This is a genomic window from Blastococcus capsensis, from assembly GCF_030165005.1.
Taxonomy (GTDB): Bacteria; Actinomycetota; Actinomycetes; order Mycobacteriales; family Geodermatophilaceae; genus Blastococcus; species Blastococcus capsensis.
Genome location: NZ_JASNNW010000002.1, coordinates 315428 through 337308 on the forward strand (window position 1 = coordinate 315428; position 21881 = coordinate 337308).

The 21881-nt window shown below is 73.7% G+C and carries 22 protein-coding genes; 16 read left to right on the top strand and 6 right to left on the bottom strand.

Annotation, left to right across the window (positions count from 1 at the left end; genetic code table 11):
- Nucleotides 1-175: 175 nt before the first annotated feature.
- From QOZ86_RS03885 to QOZ86_RS03910, 6 genes are all read left to right on the top strand, one after another.
- Nucleotides 176-2110, top strand: a complete 1935-nt coding sequence (locus QOZ86_RS03885) for a PhoX family protein (protein WP_284490635.1) — start codon at nucleotides 176-178, stop codon at nucleotides 2108-2110.
- Nucleotides 2111-2332: 222 nt separating this feature from the next.
- The gene (locus tag QOZ86_RS03890) at nucleotides 2333-3460 is read left to right on the top strand and encodes a glycerophosphodiester phosphodiesterase (protein WP_284490636.1); all 1128 of its coding nucleotides are present in this window, start codon (nucleotides 2333-2335) and stop codon (nucleotides 3458-3460) included.
- A gap of 220 nt (nucleotides 3461-3680) precedes the next feature.
- On the top strand, nucleotides 3681-3956 hold the full coding sequence (gene tatA / locus QOZ86_RS03895) for a Sec-independent protein translocase subunit TatA (protein WP_284490637.1): 276 nt from the start codon (nucleotides 3681-3683) through the stop codon (nucleotides 3954-3956).
- Between the two features lie 75 nt (nucleotides 3957-4031).
- Nucleotides 4032-4925, top strand: a complete 894-nt coding sequence (gene tatC, locus QOZ86_RS03900) for a twin-arginine translocase subunit TatC (RefSeq protein WP_284490638.1) — start codon at nucleotides 4032-4034, stop codon at nucleotides 4923-4925.
- On the top strand, nucleotides 4922-5491 hold the full coding sequence (locus tag QOZ86_RS03905) for a flavodoxin domain-containing protein (RefSeq protein ID WP_284490639.1): 570 nt from the start codon (nucleotides 4922-4924) through the stop codon (nucleotides 5489-5491). The genes tatC and QOZ86_RS03905 overlap by 4 nt, the downstream gene beginning before the upstream one ends.
- Nucleotides 5492-5501: 10 nt before the next feature.
- A complete protein-coding gene (locus QOZ86_RS03910) occupies nucleotides 5502-5885 on the top strand; it encodes a twin-arginine translocase TatA/TatE family subunit (RefSeq protein ID WP_284490640.1) in 384 nt (127 codons plus the stop codon).
- A 7-nt stretch (nucleotides 5886-5892) separates the two neighbouring features.
- On the opposite strand, the gene mshD is transcribed toward QOZ86_RS03910, so the two are convergent.
- Both mshD and QOZ86_RS03920 read right to left on the bottom strand, forming a co-directional pair.
- Nucleotides 5893-6798 (bottom strand): mycothiol synthase, encoded by a 906-nt coding sequence (gene mshD / locus QOZ86_RS03915; protein ID WP_284490641.1) that lies wholly within the window; start codon nucleotides 6796-6798, stop codon nucleotides 5893-5895.
- Between the two features lie 7 nt (nucleotides 6799-6805).
- Nucleotides 6806-7552 carry a winged helix-turn-helix transcriptional regulator gene (locus QOZ86_RS03920; protein WP_284490642.1) on the bottom strand — a complete coding sequence of 249 codons (747 nt, stop codon included), beginning with the start codon at nucleotides 7550-7552 and terminating at the stop codon, nucleotides 6806-6808.
- Between the two features lie 284 nt (nucleotides 7553-7836).
- Here QOZ86_RS03920 and QOZ86_RS03925 point away from each other — a divergent pair, with 284 nt between their 5' ends.
- The 6 genes from QOZ86_RS03925 (at nucleotide 7837) to QOZ86_RS03945 (ending at nucleotide 11098) form a co-directional block, all read left to right on the top strand.
- Entirely contained in the window at nucleotides 7837-8661 is an 825-nt protein-coding gene (locus tag QOZ86_RS03925; RefSeq protein WP_284490643.1) for a hypothetical protein, read from the top strand.
- Nucleotides 8658-9347 (top strand): LmeA family phospholipid-binding protein, encoded by a 690-nt coding sequence (locus QOZ86_RS03930; protein ID WP_284490644.1) that lies wholly within the window; start codon nucleotides 8658-8660, stop codon nucleotides 9345-9347. Before QOZ86_RS03925 ends, QOZ86_RS03930 begins: the two co-directional genes overlap by 4 nt.
- Before the next feature lie 56 nt (nucleotides 9348-9403).
- Entirely contained in the window at nucleotides 9404-9730 is a 327-nt protein-coding gene (locus tag QOZ86_RS03935) for a thioredoxin family protein (RefSeq protein ID WP_284490645.1), read from the top strand.
- The gene (locus QOZ86_RS21130) at nucleotides 9727-9822 is read left to right on the top strand and encodes a putative leader peptide (protein WP_431521195.1); all 96 of its coding nucleotides are present in this window, start codon (nucleotides 9727-9729) and stop codon (nucleotides 9820-9822) included. Before QOZ86_RS03935 ends, QOZ86_RS21130 begins: the two co-directional genes overlap by 4 nt.
- 148 nt (nucleotides 9823-9970) lie before the next feature.
- Complete coding sequence (locus QOZ86_RS03940; protein ID WP_284490646.1) at nucleotides 9971-10798, top strand: sulfurtransferase; 828 nt, start codon at nucleotides 9971-9973, stop codon at nucleotides 10796-10798.
- A 6-nt stretch (nucleotides 10799-10804) separates the two neighbouring features.
- Complete coding sequence (locus tag QOZ86_RS03945; RefSeq protein WP_284490647.1) at nucleotides 10805-11098, top strand: DUF1416 domain-containing protein; 294 nt, start codon at nucleotides 10805-10807, stop codon at nucleotides 11096-11098.
- A gap of 143 nt (nucleotides 11099-11241) precedes the next feature.
- Here QOZ86_RS03945 and QOZ86_RS03950 read toward each other — a convergent pair whose 3' ends face one another.
- Nucleotides 11242-12999 carry a SpoIIE family protein phosphatase gene (locus QOZ86_RS03950; RefSeq protein ID WP_284490648.1) on the bottom strand — a complete coding sequence of 586 codons (1758 nt, stop codon included), beginning with the start codon at nucleotides 12997-12999 and terminating at the stop codon, nucleotides 11242-11244.
- Nucleotides 13000-13410: 411 nt separating this feature from the next.
- Here QOZ86_RS03950 and QOZ86_RS03955 point away from each other — a divergent pair, with 411 nt between their 5' ends.
- A complete protein-coding gene (locus QOZ86_RS03955; protein WP_284490649.1) occupies nucleotides 13411-13944 on the top strand; it encodes a heme-binding beta-barrel domain-containing protein in 534 nt (177 codons plus the stop codon).
- Complete coding sequence (locus QOZ86_RS03960; protein ID WP_284490650.1) at nucleotides 13941-15236, top strand: DUF885 domain-containing protein; 1296 nt, start codon at nucleotides 13941-13943, stop codon at nucleotides 15234-15236. Before QOZ86_RS03955 ends, QOZ86_RS03960 begins: the two co-directional genes overlap by 4 nt.
- Before the next feature lie 27 nt (nucleotides 15237-15263).
- On the opposite strand, the gene QOZ86_RS03965 is transcribed toward QOZ86_RS03960, so the two are convergent.
- The gene (locus tag QOZ86_RS03965) at nucleotides 15264-15842 is read right to left on the bottom strand and encodes a hypothetical protein (protein ID WP_284490651.1); all 579 of its coding nucleotides are present in this window, start codon (nucleotides 15840-15842) and stop codon (nucleotides 15264-15266) included.
- Nucleotides 15843-15930: 88 nt separating this feature from the next.
- Between QOZ86_RS03965 and QOZ86_RS03970 the strand changes: the two genes are divergently transcribed.
- Nucleotides 15931-18249: an MMPL family transporter gene (locus QOZ86_RS03970; RefSeq protein ID WP_284490652.1), complete on the top strand. Its 2319-nt coding sequence runs from the start codon at nucleotides 15931-15933 to the stop codon at nucleotides 18247-18249.
- A gap of 227 nt (nucleotides 18250-18476) precedes the next feature.
- Nucleotides 18477-19232, top strand: a complete 756-nt coding sequence (locus QOZ86_RS03975) for an LmeA family phospholipid-binding protein (protein ID WP_284490653.1) — start codon at nucleotides 18477-18479, stop codon at nucleotides 19230-19232.
- Nucleotides 19233-19244: 12 nt separating this feature from the next.
- Here QOZ86_RS03975 and QOZ86_RS03980 read toward each other — a convergent pair whose 3' ends face one another.
- Together QOZ86_RS03980 and nhaA are read right to left on the bottom strand one after the other, a co-directional pair.
- Nucleotides 19245-19979, bottom strand: a complete 735-nt coding sequence (locus QOZ86_RS03980) for a hypothetical protein (protein WP_284490654.1) — start codon at nucleotides 19977-19979, stop codon at nucleotides 19245-19247.
- A 382-nt stretch (nucleotides 19980-20361) separates the two neighbouring features.
- The gene (nhaA, locus tag QOZ86_RS03985; RefSeq protein WP_284490655.1) at nucleotides 20362-21861 is read right to left on the bottom strand and encodes a Na+/H+ antiporter NhaA; all 1500 of its coding nucleotides are present in this window, start codon (nucleotides 21859-21861) and stop codon (nucleotides 20362-20364) included.
- Nucleotides 21862-21881: the final 20 nt, after the last annotated feature.

The window sequence follows — 21881 nt, forward strand, 5'->3', positions numbered from 1 at the left end:
CAGGTGCCGGCCGGGGGCACCGTGACCACGGCCGGCTGAGCGGTGCCGGAGGTACCCGGCGTCGGTGAACGACGGGTGCACGAGGGGTCGCCGAGCGTTCCCTCTCCCGTCGCCGGGGAGTCGATTCGTCGACCTAGCGTCACTGGCGCCACCGTTCTCCCAGCAAGGAGCATTGATGTCCCTGTCGGTCCCCCCCGCTGTCCAGGACGACGAGTTCGATCCGGACGACTACTCGTCCAACCCCTCCGGCGCCACGACGTTCGCCGAGATCGTCCAGGCCCGGTTCTCCCGCCGGTCCGCGCTGGCCGGCGGCATGCTGGCGGCCGCCGGGTTCCTGACCACCAGCGTCCTCGGCGCTCCGCCCGCCCTGGCGGAGGGCCCGCGCGGGCGCGGGCCCTCCGCCGGTGCCGCGCCCCTGCTGGGCTTCGAGCCGGTCCCGCTCGGCTTCGGCGACGACGTCGTCGTTCCGTGCGGCTACACGGCCAAGCCCTTCATCCCCTGGGGCACCCCCATCCTCGGCAGCTACCCCGAGTTCCGGCCGGGTGGCAACACCGCCGAGGAGCAGGAGCAGCAGATCGGCATGCACCACGACGGGATGTCGTTCTACCCCGTCGGCCCGCCGCGCGTCGCCAACGACCACGGCGTCCTCGTGCTCAACCACGAGTACACCGACGAGCAGTACCTGCACGATGCCAGCGGGGTGCGCCCGGTCCCGGAGTCCTACACCCTGGAGATGGTGCGCAGGTCACAGGCCGCGCACGGGGTCAGCGTCGTGGAGATCCAGCGCGGCGCGGACGGGCAGTGGACGGTCGTGAAGTCCTCACGCAACCGGCGGATCACCGCGAACACCCCGATGCGGTTCGCCGGTCCGGCCGCCGGTGACGAATTGGTGCGGACGCAGGCCGACCCGGCCGGCGCCGACCCGATCGGCACGATCAACAACTGCGGCAACGGCGACACCTTCTGGAACACCTACCTCACCTGCGAGGAGAACTTCAACGGCTACTTCCGGGTCGACGAGGGCCAGTACCGGCCCGAGGACGACGAGCTGCTGAAGCGCTACGGAGTCGGCGGCGACCGCTACAACTGGGCGCGCCAGGACGAGCGGTTCGTGGTCACGCCGGAGGACGCCAACGAGCCGAACCGGTTCGGCTGGGTCGTCGAGATCGACCCGTTCAGCCCGGCGGCGGCGCCGGTCAAGCGGACCGCGCTCGGCCGGTTCAAGCACGAGGACTGCACCGTCCACGAGACCAAGGGCGGCCGGCTCGCCGTCTACATGGGCGACGACCAGCGCTTCGAGTACGTCTACAAGTTCGTCAGCGCCGACAACTGGCGGTCCATGCTGGCCCGCGGGCGCAGCCCCCTCGACGAGGGCACCCTCTACGTCGCGAGGTACCACGCCGACGGCTCCGGCGAGTGGCTGCCGCTGGTCCACGGGCACGGCCCCCTCACCGAGGACAACGGCTTCGCCGACCAGGGCGAGGTCCTGGTGAAGACCCGCCTGGCCGCCGACGCCCTCGGTGCCACCCCGATGGACCGGCCGGAGTGGACGGCGGTCGACCCGCGCACCGGGACGGTCTACCTGACCCTCACCAACAACACCGAGCGGCTGGACCCGAACGCGGCCAACCCCCGGATCACCAACAAGTGGGGGCACATCGTCCGCTGGGACGAGGAGGGTGGCGACCACGCCGCCACCCGGTTCACCTGGGACATCTTCCTGCTGGCCGGGCCCGGTGACGGCGTCGACGGGTCGACGATCGAGTCCGAGGACGCCTTCGGCTCCCCGGACGGGCTCTTCATCGACCCCGACAGCCGGGTCTGGATCCAGACCGACGGCAGCCAGCCGCTCAAGGCCAACAACCAGATGCTGGCCGCGGACACCGACCGGGTGGACGCGAACGGCTACCCGGAGCTCCGGCGTTTCCTCACCGGAGTGCTGGGCTGCGAGGTCACGGGCAACGTGCTGACCGACGACCAGCGCACGCTGTTCGTCAACATCCAGCACCCCGGCAACGGCAGCACCTGGCCTCGCACGGATGACTTCACGGTGCCGCGGTCGGCGACCGTCGTCGTCACCAAGGACGACGGCGGGGTCATCGGCAGCTGATCGGAGCTACCGACCACTACGGCGCCGTGGCCCCTTTCCGGGGGTCACGGCGCCGCTGTGCGTGGGGACCGGTCCTGCGGTGGCAGCTGCTCCGGCCATCTCGCGTCGGGCGAGCCGTCACCCCGACGTCGGCTTCCGGCCCGCGGGGCGTCGTCGGCGGTGGGTGGGAACCAGGGACGGGCCGACGGCGAAGGTCGCCGTCCGAGCCCGGAGGAGACCACCGTGAAGAAATCCTTTCGAGGTCGCACGCTCGGGCTCGCGGCGGCGCTCGTCGCACCCGCGGTGCTGATCGCGCCGGCGTCGGCTGCTCCCCCCGAGCGGGAACCCGTGCCCGGCGAGGCGCTCGCGGAGGACCTGCTCGTCATCGGGCACCGCGGCGCCTCCGGCTACCGACCCGAGCACACGCTGGCCTCATACGAGCTGGCCGCCCGCATGGGTGCCGACTACCTCGAGCCGGACGTGGTCAGCACCAAGGACGGCGTTCTCGTGGCCCGGCACGAGAACGAGATCGCCGGGACCACGGACGTCGAGCACCGGACCGAGTTCGCCGACCGGAAGGCCACCAAGACCATCGACGGCCAGCAGATCACCGGCTGGTTCACCGAGGACTTCACCCTCGCCGAGCTGCGGACGCTGGAGGCCGAGGAGCGGCTGCCCGAGCTGCGGGAGGAGAACACCCTCTACGACGGCCTGTACCGGGTGCCGACGCTCGACGAGGTGCTCGAGCTGCGGGACCGCCTGTCGAAGGAACTGGGCAGGGAGATCGGGGTCTACGTCGAGACCAAGCACCCGACCTACTTCGAGGAGATCGGCCTGTCGCTCGAGGAGCCGCTGCTGGCCGACCTGCGGGAGGCGAAGCTGGACCGGAAGAAGTCCCCGGTGTTCATCCAGTCGTTCGAGATCGCCAACCTGCGTGCGCTGGACGAGGCCGGCGTGCAGGTCCCGCTGGTCCAGCTGATGTGGATCGAGGGTGCCCCCTACGACCAGCAGGTCTCCGGCGGCACCACGTACCAGGAGATGGCCACCGCCGAGGGGCTCGCGGAGATCGCGGAGTACGCCGACGGGGTGGGGCCGGAGAAGAGCTTCGTGATCCCGCGGAACGAGGAAGGCGGCCTCGGCGAACCGACGTCGTTCGTGGACGACGCGCACGCGGAAGGGCTGCTGGTGCATCCGTACACGTTCCGCAACGAGAACGCCTTCCTCCCATCGGCGCTGCGGGAGGGGACGGCGCCCGACGACTACGGGCAGGCCATCCAGGAGCAGACGGCGTTCTGGGAGGCCGGCATCGACGGCATGTTCACCGACAACCCTGACACCGGAGTGGTCTCGCGCGACCTGTTCGAGGGCTGACGGGACGAGAGCGGCCCGGTCGGCGTCATCCGGCCGGTCCGGCCGTCCCAGTGGGTTCGCCCGGCTGAACGCAGGGTGGACGGCGGGTTCACCGGCAGTCCGGTCGCAGGCCACCTGTCCGTCGATCGGGTTCCCTAGCGTTCCATGCGCCGCCCCACCACCGCTCCGCGGCTGGGCGCACCGCCTCCGCCCCGACGACATCCCCGACGAGGAGCCTCCGATGAACCTCGGACCCATTGAGATCGGCCTGATCCTCCTGGCCGTCCTGCTGCTGTTCGGCTACAAGAAGCTGCCGGACGCGTCGCGCTCGCTGGGCCGCTCGCTGCGCATCTTCAAGGGCGAGATGAAGGGCATGAAGGACGACGACGCCGCCGGGCAGGCGCCGAACGGCGCTCCGGCGCGGGCCGAGATCCTGCCCGCGACCGACCCCCGCTCGTACGGGGCCCCTGGTGAGGTGACCCGGACGCCGTCGGCCGGGGCCGACGGCGCTCGCTGAGGCCACGGACCTGTCGTGGCCATCGGCCCCCGGCGACCGCGTCGCCCCCCGACCGCCCGGGACGGCGCAGCCGCGATGACCCTCGTCGCGCACCTCGCCGAGCTGCGCACGCGGGTGGGCAGGTCGCTGCTGGCCGTGCTGCTGGCCACCGCGGTGGCGTTCTGGTGGTACGAGCACGGACTGGGCGACTTCATCCGCGCCCCGTACTGCGGCCTGCCCGACGAGCTCCGCTACAGCGATGCCGACGGTGGGTGCGGGCTCCTGATCACCGATGTCTTCGGTGGCGCCCTGATCCGTCTGAAGATCAGCTTCATCGTCGGGATCGTGCTGTCGGCCCCGGCCTGGTTGTTCCAGCTGTGGCGCTTCGTCACGCCCGGCCTCGAGCGGGACGAGAAGCTCTACGGGATCGGCTTCGCCGCCGCGTCCTCGGGATTGTTCGCCCTCGGATCCGCGCTGGCCTACGTCTCGCTGGCCGCGGGGCTCCGGCTGCTGCTGGGCCTGGCCGGCGACGGCGTGGTGGTCGCCCTCACCGCGCAGGACTACATCGGCTTCGTCATCTCGCTGCTCCTGGCCTTCGGGGTCTCCTTCGAGTTGCCGTTGGTCGCGGTCATGCTCAACCTGGCCGGCGTCCTCAGCTACGCGGCGCTGTCGGGGGCCCGTCGCTGGATCTTCTTCCTGACCATCGTCTTCGCCGCCTTCGTCACGCCGACCCAGGACCCGTTCACCATGCTGGTGATGGCCGCGCCGATGGTGCTGCTGTTCGAGACGGCCATCCAGATCGCCCGGCTGGTGGACCGGCGGCGCGCCCGACGCGCGGCGACCGAGGGGTTCTCCGACCTGGCGGACGACGAGGCCTCGCCACTGGACACCGCACCGTCGGCGCTCGACGACCTGCTCGTACCGACCGGACGGCGCGCCGAACTGCACCCGCCGGCCGGTCCGGCCGACCTGGAGAGGCGTACCCGATGACCGTTCACGAGGGTCCCCGCGTGCTGGTGGCCTTCGCCAGCCGGCACGGGGCGACCAGGGAGATCGCCGCCGCCGTGGTGCGTGGCCTGCTGCGCAGTGACGCCGGGCGGCGCGCGGGACTGTCCGCCGTCCTCGCGCCGGTGCAGCAGCGACCCGACCCGGCCGGCTTCGACGCGGTCGTGCTGGGCAGCGCCGTCTACGCCGGCCGCTGGCTGGAACCGGCCTGGCGCTACGTGGGCGCCGTCGCGCCGGAGCTGCGGAGCCGTCCGACGTGGCTGTTCTCCAGCGGGCTGGACGTCGGGCCGGCGGGGACCCGCCACGACGTCGACGACGTGCGATGGATCCGCGAGGCGATCGGCGCCCGGGATCACCGGGTGTTCGGGGGCCGGCTGGATCGCCGACTGCTGTCGGCCGCCGAGCGGCAGGTCTGGAGCCGTCCGGCGGGGGACTTCCGGGACTGGGAGTCCGTCCGCAGCTCGTCCGAGGGGATCGCTGCCCACCTCGCCGGCCCGCCGCCCGTCCCCGTGGGGGGCGCGCGGGCGGACGTCGTGCTGACCGGCCGGTAGGAGGTGCCGGGTGTTCAGCTCGATCGGCTGGAGCGAGATCATCGTGCTCGCCCTGGCAGCGCTGTTCATCTTCGGCCCCGAGCGGTTGCCGGACCTGGCGAAGGACGCCGCGGGGGGTCTCAAGCGGGTCCGGACGGCGTGGACCGGCGTGCGCGGTCACGTCCACGACAGCCTCGGGGACGACCTCGCCCACCTGCGCGACGTCGATCTGCGCAGGTACCACCCGAAGACCTTCCTGCGGGAGCACCTGCTGGAAGAGGACGCCGGCCCGCCGGCGCCCCGCGCAGCGGGGGCGAACGGCAGTTCCGGCGCCGGCGCGACCGCGAGCCGCCGGGTGCCGCCCGCCGGCCGTGACCGGTCGGTGCCCGCGCCCATCGACGCCGACGCCACCTGAACCGGGGTCAGGCCTCAGGAACTCGGTGCCAGGAGACGTCGACGGCGAACCGCCGGAAGCCACGGCCCTCGTACAGCCGCACGGCCGCCTCGTTGTCCTCCTCGACGTAGAGCAGGACCTGCCGCAGGCCGCGGCCGCGGAGGTGCGCCAGCCCCAGGTCGGTGAGCACCCGGCCGAGGCCCAGGCCCTGCGCGCCGGGGTCGATGCCGAGCACGTAGATCTCGCCCACCGCCTCCTCGGCGGCGGCGCCGGGCGGGTGGACCTTGGTCCAGTGCGAGCCGAGCAGCTCCCCGCCGGCGTCCGGATCGCCGCGCCAGGCCATCAGGAAGCCGTCGGGGTCGAACCACGGCTCGGCCTCCCGCAACTCGAGGTCGGCGCGCGTCATCCGGCCCTGCTCGGGGTGCCAGTCGAAGGCGCGTGCGTTGACCGCCAACCACGCCTCCTCGTCCCGCCCCGGGCGGAACGGCACGACGCGCACGTCGTCGGGCAGCCCGGGCCGGGGCGCCCGGTCGACGGCGTCCAACGGCATGCGCAGCTGGAGCAGCACGCGGACTCGCTCGAAGCCGTGCGGGGCGACCAGCTCGGCGGATCCGGGGAGGTCGCCGTGCGCCCAGACGCTCAGCGGCCGGTCGCCCGCGAGGTCGAGGAGCTGTCGCAGCAGGGCGGTGCCGAACCCCCGCCGGCGGTGGGCCGGGTGGACCACCAGCTCGGCGACGCCGTCGTCGAACCGCGCGTAGCCGGTGGGCGCGCTGCCGTTGCGGACGACGAGGTCGGACCCGCCGGGGGAGCCGTGCTGCAGCCGCAGTTCGGTCTCCTCGGAGACCGGCCGCACGCCGTCGGCGGCAGCCGCGGCGCGCAGCAGCGCCAGCACCTCGGGGACGGGGACCTCGGTGACGTCGACTCCGGTGTTCACCCCGCCATCAGACCAGCTCGGCGTCGGCCCTGTCGTCCGAGGTGGCGGCGCGGGCGGCCTTGGCCGTGGCATCGGCGACCTGCCGGTCGAGCTTGTAGCCGACGTTGCGGACCGTGCCGATCAGCGCCTCGTGCTCGGTGCCGAGCTTGGCGCGCAGCCGGCGGACGTGGACGTCGACGGTGCGGGTCCCGCCGAAGTAGTCGTAGCCCCAGATCTCCTGGAGCAGCTGCGCGCGGGAGAAGACCCGGCCCGGGTGCTGGGCCAGGTACTTGAGCAGCTCGAACTCCTTGTACGTAAGGTCCAGCGCGCGGCCGCGCAGCTTCGCCGAGTAGCTGTGCTCGTCGATGACCAGCTCGCCGGCCTCGGTGACGCCGCCGTCGGCGTCCGGTGCCGGGGCCGTGGCGGCCAGCCGGCGGGTCGTGGCCCACTTGAGCCGGGCATCGACCTCCGCGGGACCGGCGGTGTCGAGCAGGACGTCGTCGACCCCCCAGCCGGCGGACAGCGCGACCAGGCCACCCTCGGACAGCACGGCGACCAGGGCCGCGGCGACGCCGGTGGAGGAGAGCATCCCGCACAGGGTCCGCGCCCCGATGAGGTCGTGGCGGGCGTCGACCAGCACGACGTCGCCGGCGTCGCCGTCCAGGAGGCTGGAGAGCTCGGGCGCGACGACGCGCACCTGGTGGCCCAGCAGGCCCAGGGCGGGCAGCACCTCGGTCGTCGCCTGGCGGGCGGCGGTCATGAGCACCAGTCGCACGGTCGTCTCCTCGAGGGGCCCGGGGCCGGTGGCCACCGACCGGACACACGACGACGCTGTCGAGCGGGAGAGGGCAGGATAGCCGATGCGTCCGGCCCCCAGCCCGTCCTCGCCGGGACACGGTACGGCGAGGACGGCGTCCGCCGGTCGGGCATCGTCGTCCCGGCGGTACCGCCCGGCCCGGCCTCGGCCGCCTGGGTCATGCCGACGGTCCGGACACGCCGAGAGCGGCGCGGCGGCTCCGTCGAGCGGATCGGGCGCCGGGCTTCTGAGACGATCGGACCGTGAGCTCCACCGCCGTCCCGTCCACGATGCCGGCCCGGCCGCACCACGTGCCGGCCGCCGGTCTCGCGGTCGTCGCCGCCGGTCTGGTGGCCGGTCTGCCGGCGGCGCTGGGGGACGTCGGCGCGCTGGCGGCGGTGCTGGTGCTGCAGCTGGCGCTGGTGCTCTCGTGGGTGCTGGCCACCGGCATGCAGGGATTCGCCGCGTCGCTGGCCGTCGGCACCGCCGCCGCCGTCGCCGCGGACCTGGCGCTCGTCCTGCCCGAGCGCCCGCTCCTGGGCGGGCTGCTGGCCGTCCTCGGCGTCGGCTTCCTGGCGGCCGTGCTCCAGCAGATGCTGCGCTCCCCGCGGCACGACCTGGTCGACTCCCTCGCGGGCTCGGCGGTGCTGCTCACCGCCGTCGCCGCGCTGGCGGCGCTGCTGCTGCTCGGCCGGCCCGGGGCGGGCCCCCTCGTGCTCACCGGCCTCGTCGCCGGCACCGCGCTCCTGGTCGGTTCCCTCACCGACCAGGTGCTGCCGCGGCCGCAACTGGCGCCCGGCGTTCCGCGCGGGCTCACCGGTGCCGTGCTCGCCGTGCTGGCCGGCGCCGCGGTGGGGTGGGCCGCCCGTGACGTCGCCGACCTCGGCATGCTGCGGGCGCTGCTGGTCGGCGCGGTCCTCGCCGGCGTGGTCGCGCTGGTGGCAGTGGCGGGCAGCTTCCTCGCCGTGGCGACGACGGCCGAGGGCGTGGGCGACGCGCTGTCGCCGTGGGCGCCGACCGTCGTGCAGGTCGTGCTGCCGTTCGCCGCGTGCGCCCCGGTCGCGCTCGGACTGCTGACCCTGCTGTGAAGGTCGTCGCCGTCCTCGTCGTCCTCCTGGTCGCTCTGGGGGTGCTGCTCGATCGCGTGGCGGCGTCCGTCGCCGAGGGGCAGGTCGCCGCGCAGATCGCCGCGCAGGCCGGCCTGGCGGGCGAGCCGGCGGTGGACATCCGCAATTTTCCCTTCCTCACCCAGGCGCTCGGCGGCCGCTACGACGAGGTGCGGATCTCGCTGACCGGCGCGCAGCTCGGCCGGCCCGAGGGCACGCACGCCGATGTCGTCCTGCGCGGGGTGCACCTGCCCCTGGCGGCGGTGCTCGCCGGAGACGTGCGGGAGGTGCCCGTCGACCGCATCGAGGGCGTGGCGACCCTGTCCTACGACCTGCTCGCCCAGGAGATCGGCGGCGACACCACGCTGGAACCGGAGGGCGACCGGCTGCGCATCACCCGGACCGTGGATCTCCCCGGCGGCGCGCTCCCGCTGACCGCGGTGGGCACGGTCGTGCTCGACGGTCAGGCGCTGGTCATCGACGTCGAACGGGCGACCGGCGCCGGGGTGGACCTCCCCGGCTTCCTCGTCGGCCGGGCGAGCGACCTGCTCGATCTCCGCTATCCGGTCCAGCTGCCCTTCGGCCTCCGGCTGACCGGCGTAGCAGCGGCCGGCGACGGGGTCGAGGTGCGGGTCGAGGCCGACGACGCGGTCATCGGCGCGGAATAGTCCACCCGAGCCGCCCGGTTCCCCCTCCGGACGGGGTCGGCGGCGAAGGGGACGGGATGGGTGCGGCGGAGGTGCTCGAACGGCTGGGTGCGCGCCCGGCCGGCGCGGCCCTGACCGTCGTGCAGTTCTCCACCGCGTTCTGCGGTCCGTGCCGGGCGACCAAGGCGCGCCTGGCGCGGCTGCAGGCCACCCGGCCCGGGCTGGCGACGGTCCACGTCGATGCGGAGAGCCACCTGGAGGTGGTGCGCGAGCTCGACGTCCGCCGGACCCCCAAGCTGTTCTACCTCGACCGCGACGGTCGCGTGATCGGCCGCAGCAGCGGCGCGCCGCCCCCGCAGGAGCTGACCGCCCTGGTCGACGCGCACGTGGCGGCCCGCTCATGATCGGCTACCCTCGCGCCGTGGGCATCCTGCTGACCTCGCGCCGCGCAGTGGACCTGTGCCGCGTCGGCAGCTGCCTGTGTCCGACCCCCTGAGGGCGGCACCGCACCGTCCGGACGCGCGCTCCGCGCCGTCGGGATGCCCTTCCTCCCGTGACTTCCGCGCTCGAGCGGTCCACGTCGCCCAGACATTCCCGCACCACCTGCGATCGATCCCCTGCACACCGACCAACGGAGGAAACCCATGAGCCGCAACGACGTGCTCGTCACCGTCGACTGGGCCCAGGAGCACCTGGGCCGGCCCGGCATCGTCTTCGTCGAGGTCGACGAGGACACCAGCGCCTACGACGGCGGCCACATCGAGGGCGCTGTCAAGCTGGACTGGAAGAAGGACCTGCAGGACCCGTTGCGCCGCGACTTCCTCGACAAGAGCGCCTTCGAGCAGCTCCTGTCGTCGAGGGGCATCGGCAACGACGACACCGTGGTGCTCTACGGCGGCAACAACAACTGGTTCGCCGCCTACGCCTACTGGTACTTCAAGATCTACGGCCACTCCGACGTGAAGCTCATGGACGGCGGCCGCAAGAAGTGGGAGCTCGACGGCCGCCCGCTGTCGAAGGACGCTCCGGAGCGCCCGGCGACGCAGTACCGGGCGTCCGAGCCGGACCTCTCGATCCGCGCGTTCCGCGACGAGGTCGTCGCCGCCATCGGCAGCAAGAACCTCGTCGACGTGCGTTCGCCCGACGAGTTCTCCGGCAAGATCCTCGCCCCCGCGCACCTGCCCCAGGAGCAGTCGCAGAAGGCCGGCCACGTGCCAGGCGCGATCAACATCCCGTGGAGCAAGGCGGCCAACGAGGACGGCACCTTCAAGTCCGACGCCGACCTCGCCAAGCTCTACGCCGAGCAGGGCTACGACGAGAGCAAGCCGACCATCGCCTACTGCCGGATCGGCGAGCGCTCGAGCCACACCTGGTTCGTGCTGCGCGAGCTGCTCGGCAGGACCGACGTCAAGAACTACGACGGCAGCTGGGTGGAGTACGGCTCGCTCGTCGGCGTCCCGATCGAGAAGTGAGCTGACATGTGCGCAGCCCCGAAGCAGGGCGGTCCCCTCGCGGGCATCGACCTCAGCACGCAGACGGTCATCCAGGGTTCGGTGTGGTACGACGGCGCCCCCGTGGCCGGAGCCTACGTCCGGCTGCTGGACTCGACGGACGAGTTCACCGCCGAGGTGGTCACCAGCCCCGAGGGTGAGTTCCGGTTCTTCGCCGCTCCGGGTGAGTGGAAGATCCGTTCCCTGGCCTCCGTCGGCAAGGGCGAGCGGGTCCTCTCCGCCGAGGTCGGCCTGAACGAGACCACCGTCGTCATCGACTGATGATCAGGTGACTCGGGCTCAGGGGGTGGTCGCAACACCCTGACTGAGCCGGGGGTCAGGGGTCCTGGCTCACCTTCGACCGTGAGCCAGGACCTCATCAGGTGAGCCAGGACGTCCGCCTGTCGCCACAGGCGTCCAGGTGGCTATTCCACGCCGGGAAGCTGCCGGTTGGGTCCGGCCTCGGCCGGCCGGGGGCGGTCCTCGGGGAAGGTGCGGACCGCGACGATGGCGACGTCGTCGGCGCCGGCCTGGGGCACCAGCCGGGCCAGCACCGTGTCGAGCAGCTCTTCCAGCGGGGTCTCGCCCAGGTCGCGCAGGGCCTCCCGCAGCCGCTCGATCCCCCGGTCCAGGTCGATGTCCCGCCGTTCGACCAGCCCGTCGGTGACCAGGAGCAGGGTGTGGGAGTCGGGCAGGTCGACGGTGTGGTCGCTGCGCGGCGCGTCGGGGTCGATCCCGAGCATCAGCTCCGGCGGCGTGGTGAGCAGCGTGCTGGTGCCGTCGGGCGCGAGCAGGACCGGTGGGAGGTGCCCGGCGTTGCTCCAGCGGAGCAGCCGCCGGCCGGCCACCGCTACGTCCGGGTGCCGCTCGATCCGTGCGAGGACGGCGGTGGCCAGCGTGGAGACGGCCAGCCCGACGGCGGTGTGCTCGACGCGGGTGATGGTCGCCGCCGGCCCCTGGTCGTCGTCGTAGGCCAGCGCCCGCAGCAGCCCGCGCACCTGTCCCATCGCCGCGGCCGCGCTGCTGTCGTGGCCGACGACGTCGCCGATGACCAGCATCGTGGCGCCGTCGGGCTGCAGGAATGCGTCGTACCAGTCCCCGCCCACCTGAGCCTCGTGCGCCGCGGGGCTGTACCGGACGGCGATCTGCAGGTGGTCGGGCTCCGGCGGCGGGGTGAGCAGCGACTGCTGCAGCCGGTCGGAGAGGGCGCGGTCGGCGGCGGAGCGAGCGGCGAGCGCCTCCAGTTCCGCGGCCTGGCGCTGGGCGGCGAGCCGGTCGGTGAGGTCGCGGAAGGAGACGACCACGCCGGTGAGCACCCCGTCCTCGACGGTCGGTACGACGACCATCTCGACCGGCATGGGCGTGCCGTCCCGGCGCCAGAACGTCTCGTCGTCGGCGACGACGGTGCGGCCGGTCCGGAGCGCCCGCCACACCGGGCACTCCTCGCGGGGGTAGGGCGAGCCGTCCGGTCGGTGGGCGTGGATGAGGGCGTGCTGGTCCTGGCCGAGCTGCTCGGCGGTGCCGTAGCCGGTCAGCCGGGCGGCCGCCGGGTTGAGGAACTCCACCCGGCCCTCGGTGTCGAGGCCGTAGATCCCGTCGGCGACGTTGGCCAGCACCCGCTCGGTGATGGTGAGCGCGCGGGACAGCTTGGCTTCGGTCTCGCGGAGGACCTCCAGGTCGCGGGCCCGCGCCGTGGCGATCTGGCGCAGCGTGGAGGCCTCGGCGCCGGCCGCTCGGGCCTCGGCGGAAACCCGCTCGGCCTGCTGCCGATCGGTGATGTCCATCCCGGTGACCAGGAGGTACTCCAGCTGGTCACCCTCGCTGACCAGCTGCAGCGTGAGGTCGGCGGTGCGCTGCCGACCGTCGGCCAGGAAGAAGTCGGTGACCACGCGCAGCGGTTCCCCGCCGGTGGTGACCTGCAGGCACCACCCCCGCACGGTCGCCCCCAGCTCCGGGTCACCGGCCCACCAGCCGGCGCGCCAGAAGGGGCGGCCCAGCTGCTGGTGGCGGTCGAAGCCACAGCCCTCCACCGACAGCGTGTTGGCGGTGAGGAGGGTCCCGGCGGTGTCGCAGACCGCGGCGAACATGAATGAGGAGTCGTGCAGCACCGAGTACCACGACGGTGTCCCGGGGAGCGCCTCGTCCCCCGGGGTCGACGTCGCCCCCCGGCCGGCCTCGGCCATGTCGATGACTGCTCCTCCCGGTCCGTCCCACCTCTGCGGGCCCGGTCCAGCCTGCCGCATGCCCGTCCCGGCCACCAACGCCCGCCTCGTCCGGGATGTCGGAGCGCCGGGCCCAGAGCCCGATCAGGTCGGCCAGTCCACCGGCGGCACGGTGGAACCAGGCACGGTGTCGCGGACCGAGCCGGCGAGGTGCCGAACAGCGCCGAGTTCACCGTGCCCGACAGGGTGCTCCACGCCGGCAGGGCCCGCACGCGCACCGTCTCGTGGCCGGCAGAGGCCGACGGGCTCGGGCGTCACTACGGTGGTTCCCATGGTTTCTGCCTGGGTCCTGGTCGTCCTGACGGGGGCGTCGGCACTGGCGCTGGGCTACGGTGCCGTCCGGCTGTCCCGCCGTCCGAAGGTGGGTCGGCGATGAGCGGCCCGACCGAGCTGCCGGTGCCCGACACCGCCGACGTCCGCACCGGTCCGGAGGTCTCCGAGGCGCTGCTGTCGGTGCTGCCGCTGCTCGGCGAGTGGCACGGCGAGGGACAGGCGGCGGGCGCGGGCGGTGACCACCGCTTCGGCCAGTGGATCCGGTTCAGCCACGACGGGCGCGGCTTCCTCGCCTACGAGTCCCGCACCTGGCGGCTCACCGACGACGGGACGATCGTCGGGCCGGACGTGCGCGAGTCCGGGTTCTGGCGCCCACGCGGCCAGGATGACGTCGAGCTCCTGGTGGCCAGCCCCGACGGGCTCGTGGAGATCTACGTGGGGACGGCGCGGACGACGACCAGCTGGGAGCTCACCAGCGACGTGCTGGCCCGGACACCGGACGCTCCCGAGGTGACCCGCGCGGTGCGGCTGTACGGCATCGTCGACGGGGCGCTGATGTACGCGATCGACCGGGCCGCGGGCGACGCGCCGCTGCGCCCGACGATGTCGGCCCGCCTGGAGCGCATCCGGTGACCACCGTCCCCGCTCGGCCCCCGTCGTCGTCCACCCGCCCCACCACCCCGCGCAGGGTCGCCGACCGCTACGTCGACGCCGTCTGCGACCTCGACCCGATCGTGGCCACGTCGCTGGGTACCCGCCCCGGTGAGGACGGGCTGCCCGATCCGAGCCCGGCCGGGCTGGCGGCGGAGGCGGAGCTCGCCCGCGCCACGCTCGCCGAGCTGGACCGCGCGCTCGCCGCCGACCCGGCGCTGGACGACGACCCGGTGGAGCGCCGGTGCGCCCGGCTGCTGCGCGAGCGCCTGGGTGCCGAGCTGGCCGGCCACGTGGCGGGGGAGGGGTTCCGGTCGCTGAACAACCTGTTCAGCCCGCTGCACTCGATCCGCCAGGTCTTCATGCTCATGCCGTCGGCCACCGAGGCGGACTGGTCCGTCCTCGCGCGCCGGCTGTCCCGGGTGCCGGAGGCCTACCGCGGCTACCGGCAGATCCTCGCCGACGGCGCGCGGCGCGGCCTGCTGGTGGCGCCGCGGCAGGTGCACACCGTCGTCGCCCAGCTGGACGAGTGGCTGGCCGGGCCGTTCTTCGGCCGGTTCGTGGCCGCCGGGCCGGAGGTCCTGCGCGCCGAGCTCGACGCCGCCGCGTGCGCCGCGGACGGCGCGGTGGCGGAGATCCGCGACTTCCTGCGCGACGAGTACGGCCCGCGCACCGAGGGAACCCCGGACGCCGTCGGCCGGGAGCGGTACGCCCTGGCCGCGCGTCGCTGGACCGGCTCCGACCTCGGTGCCGGCCCGGCGTCCGGAGGCGAGCTCTCCACGTACCAGACCTCGCTCGGGTCGGTCGGGGCCGACGTGGAAGGCTGGGCCCTCTACGCCGAGCGGCTGATGGACGAGCTGGGATACTTCGCCGATCCGGGCGAGCGGCTGGGGTTCCTCGACGCCCAGCAGCTGCGCGCCGTGCGGGTGGTCATCGACATCGGCATGCACCTGGAGCTCCCGGTGCCCGACGACGCCGAAGGCGCGCTCGCCGAGCACCGTGGCCGGCCGTGGACGCCGGAGCTGGCGCGGGCCTTCCTCGGGAACAACTCCGGCGCCGCCCCGGCCTTCCTGGACAGCGAGCTGGAGCGGTACCTCGGCATGCCGGGGCAGGCGATCAGCTACAAGTTGGGAGAGCGGGCCTGGCGCGAGGGGCGGGACGCCGCTCGCCGGGCCCGGGGGTCCGACTTCGACCTCAAGGCATGGCACATGGCGGCCCTCTCCCAGGGATCGCTCGGTCTGGACGACCTCGCGGCGGAGCTGGCCCGGCTCTGACGCCGGCGGGGCTCTGCTGCCGGGGCGTCAGTCCGGCGGGGGGCTCGTCGGGGAGGCCGTCGAAGGTGCCGCGGGGGAGTCCGGCGGCTCCTCGGAAGAGGGTAGCGGCGACAGGTCGCCGGGCAGGGTGGTGTCGGTCTCGCAGCCGTCCAGGTCGTCCCGCAGGCGGCTCTCCAGCGGCTGCAGCCGCCGGATCGCCTCGTCCAGTCCGCTGATGTCCAGGTCGGCTGCGGCGTTGCCCAGGTCGCCGACGACGTCGACGAGGTCCTGGGTCCCGTTCACCACGCGCAGGCACGCCTCGTTCACGGTGAACTCCGCGCGGGCCCCGGGCGCGGGGGTGCCGCCGTCCGACGGGGACTCGTCCGAGCCGGCCGGCGACTCGGTGGCGGTCGCGGGCACGGGCGGCGGGTCCTCGCGGAGCAGCCCCAGCGTCACGGCCCCGGCGAACAACCCCAGCACGAATGCCGGCGCCACGAGCCACCAGCTCCGGGGGCCCCTCGTCCGGCCCGGGCGCCCGGCGCCGTCGCCGGCGGGCGCGGCCTCGGCCGCATCGGCCACCGGGGCCGCGGTCGCGCCGGCCGTCGTCTCGGGACGGTTCTCGGGCATCGGAGTCCTTCCGCCTGCGGGTTCTGGCTGATCGACCTACCCTTCCCCCACCAGTGGTACTCGGTTGCCGACCACAGGCTTGGAGGCCGTGTTGAGGGCACGGTCCGCCGCGCGGGTACCGGCCAGAGCACTGTCCGCCGCCGGGCGCGGCTTCCGCTCGGCCGTCGTCGCCGGCCGGTGGCTGGTCATGGCGGTCTGGCTGGCCGCCGCCGTGGCGGCGGTGATGCTGCCGACCCCGTCGGGTGGCGGGGGCAGCAACAACTTCGGCGGCCTGCTCCCACCCGACAGCGAGGCCGTGCGGGTGCAGGAACGGTCCCTGGAGCAGTTCCGGGTCCCGGTGCTGTCCCAGACCGCGGTGGTCGTCCACGACCCCGGGGGGCTCAGCGCGCTGACCCGCGCCGACATCGCCCTGTGGGCCCTCCAGCACACCCAGGCGACGCTCCGCGGTGAGGCTCCCACCGCCGACGGCAGGATCGTGGCCGCCGTGCCGCTGCCCACCGCCACGCTCGAGACGGCGGTGACCTACCTCTACACGACCGGCGGCACGTCCCTGGCCGACGCCACCGCGCTGGCCCGCCAGTACGCGGCGCACTTCGAGAACCAGCCGGACGTGGACGCCTACGTCACCGGGATCACGCCGGCACGGGTCCAGCAGGCCGAGCACCTCGAGGCTCGGCTGCACCTGTTCGAGGTGGCCACCCTGGTGCTGATCGCCGCCGTCGTCGGGCTGACCTTCCGGTCGGTCGTGGCGCCCCTGGTGGTGCTGGCCGCCGCCGGGATCGGCTACCTGGTGGCGGTGTACGTGCTGGCCTTGGCGGCCGCGGCGCTCGGGTTCGCGCTGCCCGATCAGCTGCAGCCGCTCACCGCAGCCCTGCTCATCGGTGTGGTCACCGACTACTGCGTGCTGTTCTTCTCCGGCATGCGCCGGCAACTGGACGCCGGCGTGCCCCCGCACGAGGCCGCCCGGCGCACGGTCACCACCGACGGCCCCATCGTCGCCGTCGCGGGCATCACCGTGGCGGCCGGGACGGCGGCGCTGCTGGTCGCGGACTTCGAGCTGTTCCGGGCCTTCGGGCCGGCGCTGTCGCTCACCGTCGTGGTGGGGGTGGTCCTCTCCCTGACCCTCGTCCCCGCGCTGATCGCCGTTCTGGGGCCGCGGCTGTTCTTCCCCTCGGGCGTCGGCGGGAGCGGAGCCATCGACCGCCGGGCGGGGCGGGGCGCCCGGTGGATCGCCCGCGCCACCTCCTCCTCCCGCCGCGGCGCGCTGGTCGCCGTCCTCCTGGGCCTGGGCATCCTGGTGCCGGCCGCGCTGCCGGTGACCGATCTGCGGTTGGACCTGTCCTTCAGCTCCGGCCTGCCCGCCGGCGACCCGGTCCGGCAGGGGGCGGAGATCCTCGACGAGGCGGGGGTGCGCGGCGTGGTCGCGCCGACCGAGGTCCTGGTGGAAGGCCCCGGCGTCACCGAGCAGCGCGCCGCGCTGTCGGCGTTCCAGGGCCTGCTCAGCCGGCAGCCCGGCGTGGCACAGGTGCTCGGCGCGGAGCAGAACCCGCTGCCCGAGGAGTACGGGATCGTCTTCTCCGCCGACGGCGACGCCGCCCGGTTCGTCGTGATCCTGGACAGCGATCCGCTCGGGGCCACCGGCATCGCAGACCTGCGGCGGCTGGAGGACCGGATCCCGCAGCTGCTGGACGAGGCGGGGGTGGCGGGCGCGACGGTGGGCATCGCCGGTCAGACGGCGGTCGCCTCGGAGTTGGCGCTGATCACCCAGGACGAGCTCCGGCGCACGATGCTCGCGGTGCTGGCCGTGGAGTTCGTGATCCTGGCGCTCTACCTGCGCGCGCTGCTCGCCCCGTTGTTGCTGATCGTGACGAGCGCCCTAGGGGTGGCGGCCGCTCTCGGGGTGACGGTGCTGGTGTTCCAGGGATGGCTGGACGACCCCGGGTTGACCTTCTACGTGCCGTTCACCACGGCAGTGCTGCTGCTGGCGCTGGGGTCGGACTACAACGTGTTCGCCGTCGGCTCGATCTGGGAGGAGGCGGGCCGGCGCCCGTTGCGCGAGGCGATCGCCGTCGCGATGCCGGCCACGGCCCGCGCGATCAGCGCGGCGGGGATCATCCTCGCCACCACCTTCGCCATGGTGGCGATCATCCCGCTCGACAGCTTCCGCCAGGTCGCGTTCATCATGGCCCTGGGCCTGCTGATCGACACGTTCCTGATCCGACCGGTCCTGACCCCGGCCGTGCTCACGCTGCTCGGTCGCGCGGCGGGATGGCCCAGCCGGCGGATCCGGACGGCGGGGGTACCCATGGATGCCGCCAGGCAGGAGGCCCTGCTGGACGAGCGGGCGGCCGAGGCCGGCCGGGACCCGGTGGCCGCGGCCGCCGGCCCGTCGAAGGTCGGCATGTGAGCGAGCGTGCGAGCTCACCAGGGGGCACAGCAGCGCCGCGAACGCGGCCGACGAGCGCCAGCGAGGAGGACCCGTGAGCGAGCGTGCGAGCTCACCAGGGAGCACAGCAGCGCCGCGAACGCGGCCGACGAGCGCTAGCGAGGAGGACCCGTGAGCGAGCGTGCGAGCTCACCAGGGGGCACAGCAGCGCCGCGAACGCGGCCGACGAGCGCCAGCGAGGAGGACCCGTGAGCGAGCGAGCGGGCACGGACCCGCGGTCACCCCGACGGCCGAGCCGTCGGACGGTCGGCATCGCGCTCGGCGTGCTCCTCGGCACGGTGCTCCTGCTGTGGGGCTCCGACCTCCTCGCGCGGCGCGCCGCGGAGGGCGTGGTCGCGCAGGCCCTGCAGGAGCGGACGGGCACCGTGGAGGAGCCTTCCGTGAAGGTGCGTGGCCTCTTCTTCCTCCCGCAGGTCCTCCGGGGTCGCTACGACGAGGTGGAGATCGCGATGGAGGGCGTGGTCTCCGGGCCGCTGCGGATCGACGCCGTCGACGCGCGGCTGGAGGACGTGTACCTGTCCTTCCACGACCTGCTGCTCGGGGACACCGACCGGCTGCTGGTGGTCGACACCGAGGCGGACGTCTTCCTCTCCTACGAGGACCTGAACCGGTACCTGGAGCTCACCGGCCGGCCGCTCACGCTCGAGGCGGCCGACCCGGGGGAACTGCGGGTGATCGGCGCCGTCGAGGTGCTCGGCGCCACCGTCGAGGCCTCCGCGGACGTCGCACTGGGCGCGGACGGCGGCTCGCTGGTCGTGGAGCCGACCCGGTTCGGGGGCGTGCGCGGCCTGAGCGGGGTGAGCGAACTGCTGCTCGGTCAGCGGTTCACCTTCCGGGTGCCGCTTGATCCGCTGCCCTTCGCCCAGGAGATCACCGGCGTGGAGGCGACCGATTCCGGAGTGGTCGTCGATGTGACCGGCGACTGGGTGGTCATCGAGCCCTGAGCGGCCGGGTGCTCAGCCCCGCGCCGGGACCGGGTTGACCGGGTCGTCGCCGTGGCCCACCCGGTCGTCCGGGGAGGCCGGGACGACCTCCAGCCCCGGCGTGGCGAGCAGCTCGGCGATGCACGCCGCGCTGCCGGCGACGTGGGTGCTCATCAGGTCGATGTCGGTGGCCACGCACCAGGCACGGTCGGCCGGCCACCACAGGTTGGCGCTCTGCTCGGAGGGCTCCGGCGCGAGGTTGCGGACGGCGTCGGTGACCCGGCCCCGCACGAGGACGACGTCGCGCCCCCGTGGCAGCGACAGCCGCGGGGCCGTCCGGAGCTCGCCGGCGTCGGAACCGGATCCTGCCCACCGCCCGAAGAGGCAGTGCTCCGGGGTGGTCGTGTGCCGGCCCAGGACGGCGGCCATCCGCGCGGCGAGGGTGCACGGCAGGTGACCCTCGGCCGGGACGCCGTCCCAGGTGGGCGGCTGGCTGTCCTCGGTGAGGTACTCCCAGCCGCCGGTGATCGCGGGCCACTGCATGCGGGGGTGGTGGACGGTGCCGTTCAGGTGGGCGACGTCGCCCCAGTGGATCTCGGCGTCGTCGTCGCCGTCGTAGCGGTACGCGGGGTGCAGCACCCGCGCGTACGCGGGGAAGATCGGCGGGACGAGGGAGCCCACGGTGCTCCAGTGCGACCGGGCGACCGCCTCGGCGATCCAGGCGCCGGCGGAGACGTCCGCCTCGACCGGCAGGCCGCCGAGCTGCACGCGCACTCCCCCCGGGACACGGACAACCCCCGGGCTGCTCCGCGGCGCTGACCTCCGGAGAGGGAGCTGCACGCGGGCCGACTGGACAACTGTCGGCGGCCCGGGGGTCGGGTGACTGTCCGGTTCTCGCTCGCCGCCGTACGACGGACGGGCGATCTGCCGTCGCTCAGACATGAGTCTGAACGGGCGGCCCATCTGGACGGCGGCTAGCGGACAGCCACCTCACGAGTCCTGTAGCTCAGCAAAGTTACGGACCACCTCCTCTCTCGTGTGCCACGACGGTACGACCGGGAGATCCGGGCCTGCAAGCGGATTGCTCCGCTCACAGCGAACGCGCTGGTCGCGGCGTGCGCAGCGGCCCCGCCCGGCGTGTCGGCGCGGGTCAGCTGCCGTTCGGGCCCAGCGTGCGCCCCGGCGGGCGGGTGCCCTTCCAGTCCGGGTCGTGCTCGGCCTCGTCGTCGACGGTCTCGTAGGAGGCCGGAGGAGCCGCATCGGGGTCGGCGTCGTCGACCTCGGTGTCGGCCAGGGTCCGTCCCGGGGGCAGGGCGCCGTCCCAGTCGGGGTCGTGCTCCGCCCGGTCGTCCACGGTGTCCCAGGCGTCCGGGATCCCGTCCCGGTCGACGTCGCGGGTCTCCGCCGCGTACGTCTGCTTGTAGCGCCGGTTCCGCAGCCGCAGGATGACTGCGGCGAGCACGGCGGCGAGGAAGGTCCCCGCCAGGATGCCGACCTTCGCGTGCTCGTAGGCCTCGCTCTCGGCGCCGTACGCGAGTTCGGTGATCAGCAGGGAGACGGTGAACCCCATCCCGCCGAGCAGGGACAGCCCCAGGACGTCGGGCCAGCCCAGGCTCTCGTCGAGCTGACCCCGGGTGAAGCGCTGGATCAGCCAGGTGGCGCCGGTGATGCCGATCGCCTTGCCCGCCACCAGGCCGACCATGATCCCGATGGCGATGCTGTCGCCGAGCGACTCGCCCAGGCCGGAGAGCCCACCGACGGCCACGCCCGCGGAGAAGAACGCGAAGACCGGGACGGCGACCCCCGCCGACAGCGGCCGGATGCGGTGCTCGAAGTGCTCGGCCAGGCCCGGTCCGGCGTCCGGTCCACCGGCGGCCTCGCTGCGGACGACCGGCACGGTGAAGGCGAGCAGCACCCCGGCGACGGTGGCGTGCACCCCCGACTCGTGCATGAAGACCCAGGTGAGCAGGGCCAGCGGGAGCAGCAGCCACCAGGACCGGATCCGCTTCTGCACCAGGAACCCGAAGAGCGCCAGCGGCAGCAGCGACAGCGCGAGGAACGGGACCGAGAGCTGCTCGGTGTAGAAGATCGCGATGACGACGATGGCCAGGAGGTCGTCGACGACGGCGAGGGTGAGCAGGAACGTGCGCAGCGCGCTGGGCAGGTGGGTGCTGATCACCGCCAGGACGGCGAGCGCGAAGGCGATGTCGGTGGCCGACGGGATCGCCCAGCCCCGCAGTGCGCCTTCGGCCCCGCCCAGGTTGAGCAGCACGAAGAACAGGGCGGGTACCGCCATCCCACCGACGGCCGCGGCGATCGGCAGCGCCGCGCGGCGTGGCTCGCGCAGGTCACCGGCCACGAACTCGCGCTTGAGTTCCAGGCCGGCGACGAAGAAGAAGATCGCCAGCAGGCCGTCGGCGGCCCACGTGCCCAGCGTCAGGTCCAGGTGCAGGGCGGACGGCCCGACACGCGCGTCGCGCAGCGCCTCGTAGGACTCCCCCCAGGGCGAGTTGGCCCAGATCAGCGCGATCGCCGCGCCGATCAGCAGCAGGGCGCCGCCGACGGTCTCCTTGCGGAGGACCGAGGCGACCCGCTGCGCTTCGGCCCAGGAGCCGCGACCGAAGAGGCGGGCGGGGGCGGGAGGGGTCACAGTGCGGCTCCGGTGATAGG